Here is a 15,323-nt window from a genome sequence, read left to right as displayed (position 1 = left end):
CTTTCAGTGTTAGCGTTACAGCAAAAGATTGTTATGCTTGAAATATGGCGATGCCGTCCCCATAAGTGTGTAATCACGATGAATGAGACTGGCTGATAATCCGTCCATAAGGTTACAATCAGTACAGCAGGTATTTTCCAATTTTTATCCAGGAGACGGAAATGTCATACAGTGGCGAACGAGATAACTTTGCACCCCATATGGCTCTGGTGCCTATGGTTATCGAACAGACCTCTCGCGGGGAACGTTCTTTTGATATCTATTCCCGTCTGCTCAAGGAACGCGTTATCTTTCTGACCGGCCAGGTGGAAGACCACATGGCGAACCTGATTGTGGCGCAGATGCTGTTCCTGGAAGCGGAAAACCCGGAAAAAGACATTTACCTGTATATTAACTCCCCAGGCGGCGTTATCACTGCCGGGATGTCCATCTATGACACCATGCAGTTCATCAAGCCTGACGTCAGCACCATTTGTATGGGGCAGGCGGCATCCATGGGGGCGTTCCTGCTGACGGCAGGCGCGAAGGGCAAACGTTTCTGTCTGCCAAATTCCCGCGTGATGATTCACCAGCCGCTGGGCGGATACCAGGGTCAGGCGACAGATATTGAAATTCATGCGCGTGAAATTCTGAAAGTGAAAGGGCGCATGAATGAACTTATGGCGCACCACACGGGTCAATCACTTGAGCAGATCGAGCGTGATACCGAGCGCGATCGCTTCCTCTCCGCATCAGAGGCAGTTGAGTACGGCTTAGTCGACTCCATTTTGACCCATCGTAATTGATGCCCACGGCGCGAGTGTGCCGCTATACTAAGGTAGGCGGCACTTTGCTTCATAGCGACTTGCGTCTGAGAATGGCATTTGCGTCGTCATGTGCGGCACAAAGAACTTAATAAGAGGTTTGGACTCATGACAGATAAACGCAAAGATGGTTCGGGCAAACTGCTGTACTGCTCTTTTTGCGGCAAAAGCCAGCATGAAGTGCGTAAACTGATTGCCGGGCCGTCCGTGTATATCTGCGACGAATGTGTCGATTTATGTAACGACATCATCCGCGAAGAGATTAAAGAAGTAGCGCCTCACCGTGAGCGCAGCGCATTGCCGACTCCACACGAGATCCGTCATCATCTTGATGATTACGTTATCGGCCAGGAACCGGCAAAAAAAGTGCTGGCCGTTGCGGTGTACAACCACTACAAACGTCTGCGTAACGGCGACACCAGCAATGGTGTTGAACTCGGCAAAAGTAACATTCTGCTGATCGGCCCAACGGGTTCCGGTAAAACGCTGCTGGCTGAAACGCTGGCACGCCTGCTGGACGTTCCGTTCACCATGGCGGATGCCACCACCCTGACCGAAGCCGGTTACGTGGGTGAAGACGTTGAAAACATCATTCAGAAACTGCTGCAGAAGTGCGACTACGACGTACAGAAAGCACAGCGCGGGATCGTGTACATCGATGAGATCGACAAGATCTCCCGTAAATCCGATAACCCGTCTATCACCCGTGACGTCTCGGGCGAAGGCGTTCAGCAGGCTCTGCTGAAGCTGATCGAAGGTACGGTTGCCGCTGTTCCGCCGCAGGGCGGACGTAAGCACCCTCAGCAGGAGTTCTTGCAGGTTGATACCTCCAAGATCCTGTTCATCTGTGGCGGTGCGTTTGCAGGCCTGGATAAAGTGATCGCGAACCGCGTAGAAACCGGCTCCGGCATTGGTTTTGGCGCGACGGTGAAAGCCAAGTCCGAGAAAGCGAACGAAGGCGAACTGCTGTCGCAGGTTGAGCCAGAAGATTTGATCAAGTTTGGTCTGATCCCTGAGTTCATCGGTCGTCTGCCTGTCGTGGCAACGCTGAATGAGCTGAGCGAAGATGCGCTGATTCAGATCCTGAAAGAGCCGAAAAATGCGCTGACCAAGCAGTATCAGGCATTGTTCAATCTGGAAGGCGTGGATCTGGAATTCCGTGACGAAGCGCTGGTCGCTATCGCCAAGAAAGCGATGGTCCGTAAAACGGGTGCGCGTGGTCTGCGCTCTATCGTTGAAGCCGCGCTGCTCGACACCATGTACGATTTACCGTCCATGGAAGATGTCGAAAAAGTGGTGATCGACGAGTCTGTGATTAGCGGCCAGTCTAAGCCAATGCTGATGTATGGCAAGCCGGAAGCGCAGCAGGCATCTGGCGAATAATTAGCCAAATCATACAAGCAGTTAATCAAAAAGGGGGGATTTTATCTCCCCTTTTATTTTTCCGTATTCATAGCGTTGAATGTGTGGGAAACATCCCCATATACTGGTTACATGTTTATGGTTGTGTAACACAGTGACATGACCTGCTTACCTGGCGGACACTAAACTAAGAGAGAGCTCTATGAATCCTGAGCGTTCTGAACGCATTGAAATCCCCGTATTGCCGCTGCGCGATGTGGTGGTTTATCCGCACATGGTCATACCCTTATTTGTAGGGCGGGAAAAATCTATCCGTTGCCTTGAAGCCGCCATGGATCATGATAAAAAAATCATGCTGGTTGCGCAGAAAGAAGCATCAACGGATGAGCCGGGTGTAAACGATCTTTTCACCGTCGGGACCGTGGCCTCTATTTTACAAATGCTGAAGCTGCCTGACGGCACCGTGAAGGTGCTGGTAGAAGGCTTGCAGCGTGCGCGTATCACCACCCTTTCTGACGACGGCGAGCACTTCTCTGCGAAAGCGGAGTACCTTGAGTCTCCTGCGCTCGACGAGCGCGAGCAGGAAGTGCTGGTGCGCACCGCGATTAGCCAGTTCGAAGGCTACATCAAGCTGAACAAAAAAATCCCACCAGAAGTGCTGACGTCGCTCAACAGCATCGACGATCCTGCGCGTCTGGCGGATACCATCGCTGCACACATGCCGCTTAAGCTGGCTGACAAACAGTCTGTGCTGGAGATGTCCGACGTGAACGAACGTCTGGAATATCTGATGGCGATGATGGAATCTGAAATCGATCTGCTGCAGGTTGAGAAACGCATTCGCAACCGCGTCAAAAAGCAGATGGAAAAATCTCAGCGCGAGTACTATCTGAACGAGCAAATGAAAGCCATTCAGAAAGAGCTCGGCGAGATGGACGACGCGCCGGACGAAAACGAAGCGCTGAAGCGTAAGATCGACGCGGCGAAAATGCCGAAAGAGGCAAAAGAGAAAGCCGAAGCAGAACTGCAGAAGCTGAAAATGATGTCTCCGATGTCGGCTGAAGCGACCGTGGTTCGCGGCTATATCGAATGGATGGTTCAGGTACCCTGGAACGCCCGCAGCAAGGTGAAAAAAGACCTGCGTCAGGCGCAAGAGATCCTCGACACCGACCATTACGGCCTCGAGCGCGTCAAAGACCGCATCCTTGAGTATCTTGCGGTTCAGAGCCGTGTGAACAAGCTGAAGGGCCCGATTCTGTGCCTGGTAGGGCCTCCTGGTGTGGGTAAAACCTCTCTGGGTCAGTCCATCGCCAAAGCCACCGGACGTAAATACATCCGTATGGCGCTCGGCGGCGTGCGTGACGAAGCGGAAATTCGCGGTCACCGTCGGACTTACATCGGCTCTATGCCGGGTAAACTGATTCAGAAAATGGCGAAAGTGGGCGTTAAAAACCCGCTGTTCCTGCTCGATGAGATCGACAAAATGTCTTCGGACATGCGTGGCGATCCGGCGTCCGCGCTGCTGGAAGTGTTAGATCCAGAACAGAACGTGGCGTTCAGCGATCACTACCTGGAAGTGGACTACGATCTCAGCGATGTGATGTTCGTGGCAACCTCTAACTCCATGAACATTCCGGCTCCGCTGCTGGATCGTATGGAAGTGATCCGTCTGTCCGGTTACACGGAAGACGAAAAGCTGAACATCGCTAAACGTCATTTGCTGTCAAAACAGATTGAGCGTAACGCGCTGAAAGAGAGCGAAATTACGGTCGACGATAGTGCCATTATCAGCATTATTCGTTACTACACTCGCGAAGCGGGCGTGCGTAGCCTTGAGCGTGAAATCTCGAAACTGTGCCGTAAGGCGGTGAAACAGCTGCTGCTGGATAAATCCCTGAAACACATTGAGATTAACGGCGACAATCTGCACGAATATCTGGGCGTACAGCGCTTCGATTATGGTCGTGCCGATAACGAAAACCGCGTGGGCCAGGTGACCGGTCTGGCATGGACGGAAGTGGGCGGCGATCTGCTGACCATTGAAACCGCCTGTGTGCCAGGCAAAGGCAAGCTGACCTACACCGGTTCTCTGGGCGAAGTCATGCAGGAGTCCATCCAGGCTGCGCTGACCGTGGTCCGTGCGCGTGCGGAGAAGCTGGGTATTAATCCGGACTTCTACGAAAAACGCGACATTCACGTTCACGTTCCGGAAGGGGCAACGCCGAAAGACGGTCCAAGTGCGGGTATCGCCATGTGTACCGCGCTGGTTTCCTGTCTGACGGGTAACCCGGTTCGCGCTGATGTGGCGATGACCGGTGAGATCACCCTGCGTGGTCTGGTGCTGCCAATCGGTGGTTTGAAAGAAAAACTGCTGGCTGCGCACCGCGGTGGTATTAAAACCGTATTGATCCCGCATGAGAACAAACGTGATCTGGAAGAGATTCCTGACAATGTTATCGCCGATCTCGATATCCATCCGGTGAAACGCATTGAGGAGGTTCTGAGCCTTGCGCTGCAGAATGAGCCCTCTGGAATGCAGGTTGTAACCGCAAAATAGTGACCTCGCGCAAAGAGCGTTAAGAAAAACAAGGCTGACAGGTGATTTCTCACTTGCCAGCCTTTTTTTGTATAGCTAATTTAGATTGCTGATTGGGTTAGCCATCAACAACGGGTGTTGTAAGGTCATGGCAGGCCTGATATAACTGCTGCGCGGTCGCGTCGTGAAGGATTCAGGCGCGATATAAATTATAAAGAGAGGAAGAGAACAGTGAATAAATCTCAACTGATTGACAAAATTGCTGCGGGTGCTGATATCTCTAAAGCTGCGGCTGGACGTGCGTTAGATGCATTAATTGCCTCTGTAACTGAATCTCTGCAATCCGGGGATGACGTTGCGCTGGTAGGTTTTGGTACTTTTGCTGTTAAAGAGCGTGCTGCCCGTACTGGCCGCAACCCTCAGACCGGTAAAGAGATCACCATCGCTGCCGCTAAAGTGCCAGGTTTCCGTGCAGGTAAAGCACTGAAAGACGCAGTAAACTGATCGCTTTCTCGTTCAAGGGAAGTTGAAAAGTACAAGGGCGCATCATTTGATGTGCCTTTTTTGTTTGTCCCGGGCGACTTTATGCGACTTTATGCGAGTTGTGGGCTGACATTTACCCCGGTTTCTTGTCACAATACGACCCTTACGCGCTGCGGTCAGGATATTTCCCAGCGTGAGGTCACAAGTCACCTACAGCGGAGTGTGGTTTCACCATGATGGACAACTTACGCACGGCTGCTAACAGTCTCGTGCTCAAGATTATTTTCGGTATCATTATCGTGTCGTTCATTCTGACCGGCGTGAGTGGATACCTGATTGGCGGAAGCAGCAACTACGCCGCCAAAGTAAATGGCCAGGAAATCAGCCGCGGGCAGTTTGAAAATGCCTTTGCCGGGGAACGTAATCGCATGCAGCAACAGCTGGGCGATCAGTTCTCTGAGCTTGCAGCGAACGAAGGCTACATGAAAACCTTACGTCAGCAGACCGTAAACCGTCTTATCGACGAAGCGCTGCTGGACCAGTATGCCAGACACCTGGGCCTCGGCATCAGCGACGATCAGGTTAAGAAAGCCATCTTTGCGACTCAGGCTTTCCAGAACAACGGCAAATTCGACAACACGCGCTACACCTCTATCGTCAATCAGATGGGCATGACCCCGGACCAGTACGCTCAGGCGCTGCGCAACCAGCTGACGACACAGCAGCTGATCAACGCGGTCGTCGGTACCGATTTCATGCTGAAAGGCGAGACTGACGAGCTGGCAGCCCTGGTGGCGCAGCAGCGTGTGGTTCGCACGGCCACGATTGACGTCAACGCCCTGGCGGCAAAACAGTCGGTCAGCGACGACGAAATCAAAGCCTACTACGAGCAGAACAAAAACAACTTCACCGCTCCTGAGCAGTTCCGCGTCAGCTACATCAAGCTGGATGCCGCTGCGATGCAGGAAACCGCGTCTGACAGCGAAATCCAGTCTTACTACGACCAGCATCAGGATCAGTTCACTCAGGCTCAGCGTAACCGCTACAGCGTGATTCAGACCAAAACCGAGGCGGATGCTAAGGCGATTGTTGACGAGCTGGCCAAAGGCGCTGATTTTGCCGCACTGGCGAAAGAAAAATCCACCGACATCATCTCTGCGAAAAACGGCGGGGATATGGGCTGGCTGGAAGATGCGACTACCCCAGATGAGCTGAAAAACGCGGGCCTGAAAGAGAAAGGTCAATTGTCCGGTGTGATCAAATCTTCCGTTGGCTTCCTGGTGGCGCGTCTGGATGATGTCCAGCCTGCCAAAACCAAACCGCTGGCTGACGTTCGCGATGATATCGCAGCGAAAGTGAAGCAGGAAAAAGCGCTGGATGCTTACTACGCTCTGCAGCAGAAAGTGAGTGACGCGGCAAGCAATGACAACGAATCCCTGGCGGGCGCAGAACAGGCCGCTGGTGTGAAAGCTGTTGAAACAGGCTGGTTCGGTCACGATAACCTGCCAGAAGAGCTGAACTTCAAGCCGGTTGCTGACGCGATCTTCAACGGTGGCCTTGTGGGTGAGAACGGCACGCCGGGCAGCAACTCTGACATCATTACCGTGGACGGCGATCGTGCATTTGTGGTGCGCGTAGCAGAACACAAACCAGAAGCGATCAAGCCGCTGGACGCTGTGAAAGATCAGATTGCAACGCTGGTGAAACACACCAAAGCGGAACAGCAGGCGAAGCTGGATGCAGAAAAACTGCTGGCTGAGCTGAAAGCAGGCAAAGGTGACGCGGCGCTAAAAGCGGCGGGTCTGAGCTTCGGTGAGGCGAAAACCCTGAGCCGTACTGGTCAGGATCCGGTAAGCCAGGCGGCGTTTGGTCTGAGCCTGCCAGCGAAAGACAAACCGAGCTTCGGTACGGCGTCTGATATGCAGGGCAACATTGTTCTGCTGGCGCTGGACGAAGTGAAAGCAGGCACCATGCCGGAAGAGCAGAAAAAGGCGATGGTTCAGGGGATCACCCAGAACAACGCCCAGATCGCTTTCGAAGCACTGATGAGCAACCTGCGCAAAGACGCCAAAATCAAGCTGGGCGATATCATCACGCAGCAGCAATAATTACGGCGCTGCTCGCAGATTTTCGCAACGCTCTGCAACATTCAAAGGCCGCTTTCGCGGCCTTTTCCATTTTTGAAATCTGCTGTTTGTGCTTGTTTTGCCGGGGCGATATCGTTCCTTCGCTGTCAACAAACAAGGAGAAAACAGCATGAAACGTGGAATCAAAGCACTCTTTATCACTCTTGCGATCGCCACTACGGGGATGAGTTGTAGCGCACTGGCGGCGACACCGGCGGCGAAGGCCCCTACCGTTGCGACAACGGCGGAAGTCACCAGTCCGGACGCTACCGCTTCACAGCCGAAGGCAACGGTGAGCAACAAAGCGGCCGATGACGAAAGTACCCGGGTCAGTATCAACTCGGCGTCGGCAGAAGATCTGGCGCGCGCCATGAACGGCGTGGGGCTTAAAAAGGCGCAGGCCATTGTCGGCTATCGCGACGAATACGGCCCGTTCAAAACGCTCGACGATCTCAAGCAGGTGCCGGGGATTGGCAGCGCACTGGTTGAGCGCAACCTCGCACACCTGACACTCTAATCACACAATAACTTGCACAGTGGCAAAATTTTGCCAGGATAAAGAGGTCATACCAGTTATGACCTCTTACCCTATAACAACTTCAAGGCTTGTGCGCTATGCAGACTCAGATCAAAGTACGCGGATACCATCTCGACGTTTACCAGCACGTGAACAATGCTCGTTATCTCGAATTCCTCGAAGAGGCTCGCTGGGACGGGCTGGAAAACAGCGAAAGCTTCCAGTGGCTCACGGCGCACAACATCGCTTTTGTGGTTGCCAATATCAACATCAACTACCGCCGTCCGGCCGTGCTCGGCGATCGCCTGACGGTGACCAGCCAGTTGCAACAGTTAAACGGGAAAAGCGGCGTGTTGAGCCAGGTGGTAACGCTCGACCCGGAAGGGCAGGTTGTCGCTGATGCGCTGATTACCTTTGTCTGTATCGATTTGAAAACGCAGAAAGCGCTGCCGCTGGAAGGGGAATTACGCGAGAAGCTTGATCTGTTAATTGAATAATTTATGGCCGGGTGAAGGTTGTTCACCCGGTCAAACAGCGGCTTACTTCAACCCGGTCTTTTTCTTCATCAGCGCCATCACCCCAGGCTTATCGGCCAGGTAGTGATTCAGGCCGTTGGCGCGCAGGTTACAGGCGGCGCATTGACCACAGCCGTCACCTTTGATGCCGTTGTAGCAGGTCAGGGTTTCGTTGCGAACCAGATCCAGTTTGCCCCAGTAATCGGCCAGCGCCCAGGTCTCAGCTTTATCGAGCCACATCAGCGGCGTTTCAAAGCGGGTCTCTTTTGCCATACCCAGATCGACGGCGTGATTGAGCGCTTTCACGAACTCGTCGCGGCAGTCCGGGTAGCCGGAGAAATCCGTTTCACACACGCCGGTGATCACCGCTTCGGCTTTCACCTGGTAGGCGTAAATGGCGGTCAGCGTCAGGAACAGAATATTGCGGCCAGGCACGAAGGTATTCGGAATGCCGCTCGAATCCGGCTCATAGTCGGGAACGGGAATACTGTCGCGCGTCAGGCTGCTGACGGCCAGTTCGTTTAACAGCGTGACGTCCAGCACCTTGTGCGCGCGTGCGCCCAGTTTCAGCGCCAGTTCGCGGGCAACGTCGATTTCAGCGCGATGGCGCTGACCATAATCAAACGTCACGCAATGCACTTCATCATACTGATGCAGGGCCTGAACCAGACAGGTGGTGGAATCCTGTCCTCCGCTGAACACGACGACGGCACGTTTCATAAATAAGTCTCAACAGTATCGGTAAAAACAATATGGTAACGTCTGGCACGCGTGGCGACCAGCTTCTTCACGCGCTCGGGGCCGGAAGCCAGGCCTGCGAAAAATCAAACCAGCCGCGAGTATTGAGGCGAATGCCGTTCACCCCCGGCGGGGCGCTGATCTGATACTGATAGTTAAACAGCGGGGTCAGCACCGCGTTTTCCATCAGATGGGTGAAAATCGACTGCAGGCCCGAGTGCCTGGCCTGCTCGCTGACCTGCATCTGCACCGCATCCAGCGTCGCCTGCAGGTGCGCAAACTGCGGCGCAGTCAGCAGATGCGGCCACAGCGTGTCGCAGCGCAACCACTGCTCCAGCGTATACCCCGGCGCTTCACCGATCAGCCTGTCGCCCATCATCAGATCGGCTTGTGCAAAATAGCTACAGCCGTCCCAGGTTTTCGCGTCGTGGAAAATGACCGTCAGCGTGCAGCCCGCTTTTGCCAGGTACTGTTTGAGCTGCTCGGCCATAGTGTGTAACTCGACCGGCAGATGGTAAATCAGGGTCAGCGCTTCGGGGAGCGCGACATCTTTCAGCTCCGGCCAGTCAGGGATCGTCCAGCCCGGCAGTAACTCATGCGCAGGCGTGATCAGGTTTTCATCCAGCGGCAGCGTGTGCAGAAGCGTGGTGTGATGGATGATATTGATGAGCCGCTGCGCCTGCCGTTTACTCAGGCGTCCGCTCTGTTTCAGGGTGAGATAGCAAAACCCGAGGCTGGTACTGCTGCTGACCAGCCGCAGATTCGCCAGTTCATCAGGCTCGCCGATGGCGATCTGTACCGGATGGCGACAGCTGGTGCCTAAATCCTGCTCGAACAGTTGCGGGGTGATCCAGAATTCGATGGCCTTGAGCAACGGGTGGCTGAGATGGTACTGCTCATGACACTCCAGCCGCACCAGATCGGGATCAAACACGGCGAGACGAAACGGGCCGCTGCCGATCAACGGCTGCTCGGGATGGGCCAGACGGCTGCAGTAGCTTGCCAGGCGATGCGCCAGCCAGTAATCCGGCTGGTGCAACACGAAGGTCAGGCACTGAGGGTGGGTCACCTCAACGTGCAGCACGCTGCTAAACAGCCGTCGCAGGGCGGGAAGGGCAAAGAGTTCCAGCAGACTGGCGCGCAGTTGCGCGGTTTCGACCTTATCACCGTTATGCCAGTGCAGCGTCGAGCGAATGTAAAAGTGCCAGCGCAAGCCATCGGCAGACACCTTCCAGTGATGGGCAAGATCGCCAGCCGGTTCGCGGCTGTCGCCGTCAAACCGCGTCAGCCCGGAGAATACCTGCCCGACCAGGTGCTGCTCCGCGCGCCCCGGTAAAAAGCCCGAATGGAGCGGATCGAGGGAGCGATAGTAGGGGATGCGCAGCGTCGGCGTGTCGTTCTGCCACTGCCCGCCGAGGAAAGGGTGAAGCAATGCGCGCAGTTCCGGGGCGTCGAGCTGCGCCAGCTCTAAGGCATCGTGTTGCAGCCCGCGCGTCAGCGCCTGCTCCATCATCTCATTGCGCAGGCTGTCGGGCGTGACGTGAAAAGTTAAGGTGCCGCGTTTGCCGCGTCCGGATTGCGCTTGCCAGCTCAGCCAGCCCGCCTCCTGCGCCTGGCGCAACAGCGTACGCACGTGCCGCTCGCTGCAAAAGCAGCGTTCCGCCAGTTCCGCCACGGTAATCTGCTGAGGCTCACCGGCAGAGGGTTGCCAGAGGCGTTGAAACTGATTCAGTCTGTTGAGTTGACGCATCGTCGCTGCCCTGAGGATGAAAAGTTAATGCCAGTGGTACGCCTGACAGTGTTGACGCAGCAGATCCAGCAGCCGCCGCGCAGCAAAGGTCAGCGGCGATTTTTGCGAATACAGCACGTGATATTCCGCCTGCGGCAGGCTGTCGATATTCAGCATACACAGCTGGTCCTGCAAACCAAACGGGGCCTGCATCGCGCGCGCCACGATGGTCAGATAATCCGACGCTAATACCAGACTCAGCCCGGAGATCATCGAGTCCGTGCGAAGGGGCGTTTGCGCCAGCGGCGGCAGAAGCTCATTCACCGCCAGCTGCTGGTAATACCCCATATCGGTCTCCGGCAGCACCCAGCGTGCATTTTGCAGCGCGTCGAAGGTGGTTGCCTCCGCCAGCGGATGTCCTTTGCGAGCAATAATCCCGAACGAGGCATTGAACAGCGGCTCGCGCACCAGATCGTCCAGCGGGAACCCTGGCCCGGCGGTACCGACGGCAAAATCCAGTCGTCCTTCACGCAGGGCTGGTAACAGCATCGACAGCTGTCCCTCTTTCACCAGCAGCGTGGATTGGGGAAACTGCGCTTTGAAGGCGTCGTTGAGCGCCGGAAAAACCGTTACCGCGAGGAGGGAGGAGAATCCCATCGCCACCGCGCCCTGCGAGAACTGGTCGATCTGACGGATCTCATCGGCCGCCCGCTCCAGCTCCTCAAGAATAAACTGCATGCGCTGGGAAAAGGCCCGCCCGGTTTCCGTTAACGTCATCCCCTGATTCCCGCGCACGATCAGCCGGGTCTCTAGCGTCTGCTCCAGTTCACGCAAGGTTCTGCTGACCGCCGGTTGAGATAGCCCGAGCGCCCTGGCCGCGCCGCGAATACTGCCGCTGCGGATAACCTGCTGAAACACCTTCAGTTGCTGCAACTTTGGCAAATAACGCAACGCCAGCCCCTATCAGTAAAAAGTATCACCTGTACAAAAATTGTATCTTATGGCGGGGTGGTAAAGCTGCTAACGTCGATGAAGATAAAACATAAAACGTTGTTGTTCAGTCTGTTATGTGATGCATGTCGCATTTTACCTTCACCTGTCGATCCCCCTCCGGCGAGGTGATAACAAAAGAGATATCGGCTATGAAGAATCGTTTCCTGATGATTTTCCTGCTCTTTGTCGGCTATGTGGTGGTGTATCTCGACAAAACGGTGATGGGCTTTGCGCTCCTGCCCATCGAACGTGAATTTGACCTTCGTCCTGAACAGCTCGGGTATATCACCGGGATATTCTTCCTCGCCTATTCGCTGTTTCAAATTCCCGCTGGCTGGCTAAACGATAAGTTCGGCTACAAGAAAGTGCTGAGCATGTCCCTGTGCCTGCTCGGCGGCTTCGCGCTCTGCTTCGGCATGCTGGGCTTCGGCCTGGGGCTGCTGGTCACGTTCCGCTTTTTATCCGGCGTCGGCCATTCCGGCTATCCGTGCTCCTGTGCCAAAGCCGTTGTCTCTAATTTCCCCCTTGAAAAGCGCACCTTTGCCCAGTCGATCTTGCTCTCGTCGGCTGGTCTGGCAATGACCGCCGGGCCGCTGGTTGCGGTGTATAGCCTGAATTCGCTGGGCTGGCGCGGCTCCTTTTCGATCCTCGGTCTGCTGGCCTTTGCGATTGCTATCGCGATTATGCTGTGGGTGCCGAATCCGGCGCCGGTGAAAGCGCGTGCCGGAGCCGTGACCGGCTATCGCACGTTGCTGAAAAACCCCATTGTGGTCCTGCTCTTCATCTCGATCTTCTGCATCAACATTCCGTCCTACGGCCTGATGGCGTGGCTGCCGAAATATCTGGTGCAGCAGCGCGGAATGACGCTCGACGTTTCCGGGCTGGTGGTCGCCGCGGGAGGCCTGGGTATCTGGATCTCGTCCCTCGCCACCGGCTGGCTGGTGGGGCGCTATATGCAGGGTAAAGAGCCGAAAGTGATTTTCTGCAGCGCGCTGCTCAGTGCGCTGTGCATCTGGCTGGTCTACACCTCAACGTCGGCGCTGACCGCCGGGCTACTGCTTTTCCTCGGCTACGTTTTCCTGATGGCGGCTTTCGTGACCGTCTTCACCTTACCCATGAAACGCCTGCCGCCAGAGGTGATGGGCGCGGCGATGGGGATTATCAATACCGGCGGGACGCTGGGCGGGTTTGTCGCCCCGATTGCGATGGGCTATCTGATCACCGTCAGCCAGGGCTACCTGTCGACGTTTGTTTTTCTGGCGCTGGCAATGGTGGTTGCCGGGCTTGCCATGTTGCCGCTGGCGCTGAAAACGCGCCACGCATTAACTGAGGAGAAGTGTGATGGCATTTAATTTTGAAGCGATGCTGGCTGAAGTCAAAGACGATGTTTTACGCTGGCGCAGACACATTCATGCTCATCCTGAACTCTCATTTCAGGAGCATAACACCGCGGATTATATTGCCGGGGAACTGTCCGGTTTTGGCGGTCTGACGCTGACGCGCCTGACGCCCAACAGCGTGATTGCCGATATGAAAGGCGCACATGACGGGCCGCGCTACGCGCTGCGGGCCGATATTGACGCCCTGCCGATTCAGGAAGAGAACGACGAAGCCTTTTGCTCGACGGTGCCGGGCGTGATGCACGCCTGTGGCCATGACGCTCATGCCGCGATGTTGCTCGGCGCCGCGAAAGTGCTGAGCCAGTGTCAGTCGATGCTGCACGGTTCGGTGCGCTTTATCTTCCAGCATGCGGAAGAGGTGCCGCCAGGCGGTGCGCAGGAGCTGGTGGATCTCGGCGTGCTCGACGGTGTAGAGAAAATCTTCGGCCTGCACGTGATGCCGAATTTCCCGACCGGCGAAGTGGCGCTGAAAGAGGGCGTCTTCTGCGCCTCGACGGATAACTTCGATATCACCATTGAGGGCAAAGGCGGCCACGGCTCGATGCCGCATCTGTGTATCGATCCGGTGACCATCGGCGCGGAAGTGGTGATGGCCCTGCAAAATGTGGTTTCACGCCGCACCGATCCGCTGCAGGTGCCGGTCCTGACCATCGCCACCTTCCAGAGCGGAGAGAGCTATAACGTCATTCCGGAGCGCGTCAAACTGGCGGGAACCCTGCGCACCCATCACGCCAGCGTGCGCCAGCAGGTGCCGCAGCAGATGGAGCAGATGATCGCCGGGATCACCGCCGCCCACGGGGCGCGCTTTACCCTGAACTGGACGCGAGGTTATGCCAGCGGCAACAACCACCCGGATGCCTGTGCGATAGCCCGCAAGGTGGTGAGCGATGCGCTGGGCGAGCAGGCGCTACGCGAGATGCCTCACCCGCTGTTTGGCGGCGAAGATTTTTCGTCATACCAGCAAAAAGTGCCCGGCTGCTTCCTGTTTATTGGCAGCGGGAATGAAAGTATCTCCGCGACTTACGGGGTGCACAATCCACGATTCCGCCTGGATGAGGCGGCGCTGCAGATTGGCGTCAAACTCCATGTCGGTTTTATTCAGCACCTGTTAATTAATCAGGCCTGATTTTCACTCCTTTAAAAACGCTGCCCCGGCAGCGTTTTTGTATAAACCCGGAACAATAATCCTCATCTATTCACTATTACTTCCGTATATTGCGGGCAATACTGATCCCCAGATTAACCCCACCACCTTTTTGGAGTCATCATGGCGCGGCTTGCAGCATTTGATATGGACGGCACGCTCTTAATGCCGGATCACCGCTTGGGAGACAAAACCCTGAGTACGCTGAAGCGGCTGCATGAGCGTGATATCACCCTGACGTTTGCCACCGGCCGTCACGTGCTGGAGATGTGTCACCTGCTCGGCAAACTGTCGATGGATGCGTTTCTGATCACCGGCAACGGGACGCGCATTCACTCTGTCGAAGGCGACGTCTTACACCGTCAGGATCTCGACCCGGAAGTGGCGGACCTGGTCCTGCACAGCACCTGGGATACCCAGGCCAGCATTCATGTTTTCAATGATACCGGCTGGCTCACGGGCGAAGAGATCCCGGAACTGCTGAAAGCCCACGTCTACAGCGGCTTTCGCTACCAGCTCACGGATCTGCGCCGTCTTCCTGCGCACTCGGTGACCAAGATCTGTTTCTGCGGCGATCACGACGATCTGTGCCGTCTGCGTATTCAGCTCAATGACGTATTGGGCGACCGGGCGCATCTGACGTTTTCGGCGGTAGAGTGCCTCGAAGTGCTGCCGGTGGGATGTAACAAAGGTTCCGCGCTGGCGGTGCTGAGCGACCACTTAGGTCTGACGATGCAGGATTGTATGGCATTTGGCGATGCCATGAACGACCGCGAGATGCTGGGCAGCGTCGGCCGCGGTGTGATTATGGGAAATGCGATGCCACAGCTGAAGGCTGAGCTTTCGCATCTCCCGGTTATTGGGCATTGCCGTAACGAAGCGGTGTCCCACTTTTTGACTCATTGGCTGGATAAACCAAACCTCCCGTATTCCCCCGAATAGTGAGACCCTTCCAGCAAGCCAGGCACATAGCCTGG

Annotated in this window: 13 protein-coding genes; 10 read left to right on the top strand and 3 right to left on the bottom strand. The window is 55.6% G+C overall.

Annotated elements, in window-relative coordinates; genetic code table 11:
* The first annotated feature begins 161 nt into the window (after positions 1–161).
* The 7 genes from clpP (at position 162) to QQF33_RS17320 (ending at position 8,324) form a co-directional block, all read left to right on the top strand.
* Complete coding sequence (gene clpP / locus QQF33_RS17350) at positions 162–785, top strand: ATP-dependent Clp endopeptidase proteolytic subunit ClpP (RefSeq protein ID WP_003021624.1); 624 nt, start codon at positions 162–164, stop codon at positions 783–785.
* A gap of 126 nt (positions 786–911) precedes the next feature.
* Positions 912–2,186 (top strand): ATP-dependent protease ATP-binding subunit ClpX, encoded by a 1,275-nt coding sequence (gene clpX / locus QQF33_RS17345; protein ID WP_095281003.1) that lies wholly within the window; start codon positions 912–914, stop codon positions 2,184–2,186.
* A gap of 181 nt (positions 2,187–2,367) precedes the next feature.
* A complete protein-coding gene (gene lon, locus QQF33_RS17340; RefSeq protein WP_282492624.1) occupies positions 2,368–4,722 on the top strand; it encodes an endopeptidase La in 2,355 nt (784 codons plus the stop codon).
* 210 nt (positions 4,723–4,932) lie between these two features.
* A complete protein-coding gene (gene hupB / locus QQF33_RS17335) occupies positions 4,933–5,205 on the top strand; it encodes a nucleoid-associated protein HU-beta (RefSeq protein ID WP_010428111.1) in 273 nt (90 codons plus the stop codon).
* Between the two features lie 212 nt (positions 5,206–5,417).
* Positions 5,418–7,292, top strand: coding sequence for a peptidylprolyl isomerase (gene ppiD / locus QQF33_RS17330; protein WP_285150560.1), 1,875 nt, complete (start codon positions 5,418–5,420; stop codon positions 7,290–7,292).
* Between the two features lie 148 nt (positions 7,293–7,440).
* Positions 7,441–7,827 carry a helix-hairpin-helix domain-containing protein gene (locus QQF33_RS17325; protein ID WP_285150559.1) on the top strand — a complete coding sequence of 129 codons (387 nt, stop codon included), beginning with the start codon at positions 7,441–7,443 and terminating at the stop codon, positions 7,825–7,827.
* A gap of 98 nt (positions 7,828–7,925) precedes the next feature.
* Complete coding sequence (locus QQF33_RS17320) at positions 7,926–8,324, top strand: YbgC/FadM family acyl-CoA thioesterase (RefSeq protein WP_095281007.1); 399 nt, start codon at positions 7,926–7,928, stop codon at positions 8,322–8,324.
* A gap of 42 nt (positions 8,325–8,366) precedes the next feature.
* On the opposite strand, the gene queC is transcribed toward QQF33_RS17320, so the two are convergent.
* From queC to QQF33_RS17305, 3 genes are all read right to left on the bottom strand, one after another.
* Complete coding sequence (gene queC, locus QQF33_RS17315) at positions 8,367–9,062, bottom strand: 7-cyano-7-deazaguanine synthase QueC (protein ID WP_282492621.1); 696 nt, start codon at positions 9,060–9,062, stop codon at positions 8,367–8,369.
* Between the two features lie 67 nt (positions 9,063–9,129).
* On the bottom strand, positions 9,130–10,830 hold the full coding sequence (locus QQF33_RS17310; RefSeq protein WP_285158307.1) for an SgrR family transcriptional regulator: 1,701 nt from the start codon (positions 10,828–10,830) through the stop codon (positions 9,130–9,132).
* A gap of 24 nt (positions 10,831–10,854) precedes the next feature.
* Positions 10,855–11,760, bottom strand: coding sequence for a LysR substrate-binding domain-containing protein (locus QQF33_RS17305; RefSeq protein ID WP_282492619.1), 906 nt, complete (start codon positions 11,758–11,760; stop codon positions 10,855–10,857).
* Between the two features lie 191 nt (positions 11,761–11,951).
* Between QQF33_RS17305 and QQF33_RS17300 the strand changes: the two genes are divergently transcribed.
* The 3 genes from QQF33_RS17300 to cof all read left to right on the top strand — a co-directional run bounded on the left by QQF33_RS17300 (position 11,952) and on the right by cof (position 15,288).
* Positions 11,952–13,154: an MFS transporter gene (locus QQF33_RS17300; protein ID WP_285158306.1), complete on the top strand. Its 1,203-nt coding sequence runs from the start codon at positions 11,952–11,954 to the stop codon at positions 13,152–13,154.
* On the top strand, positions 13,144–14,328 hold the full coding sequence (locus tag QQF33_RS17295; RefSeq protein ID WP_285158305.1) for an amidohydrolase: 1,185 nt from the start codon (positions 13,144–13,146) through the stop codon (positions 14,326–14,328). Before QQF33_RS17300 ends, QQF33_RS17295 begins: the two co-directional genes overlap by 11 nt.
* Positions 14,329–14,469: 141 nt before the next feature.
* On the top strand, positions 14,470–15,288 hold the full coding sequence (gene cof, locus QQF33_RS17290; protein ID WP_285158304.1) for an HMP-PP phosphatase: 819 nt from the start codon (positions 14,470–14,472) through the stop codon (positions 15,286–15,288).
* Positions 15,289–15,323: the final 35 nt, after the last annotated feature.

Origin of the sequence: Lelliottia wanjuensis (genome assembly GCF_030238365.1) — a bacterium.
GTDB lineage: Bacteria > Pseudomonadota > Gammaproteobacteria > Enterobacterales > Enterobacteriaceae > Enterobacter > Enterobacter wanjuensis.
This window is presented reverse-complemented; position numbering and strand designations above follow the sequence as displayed.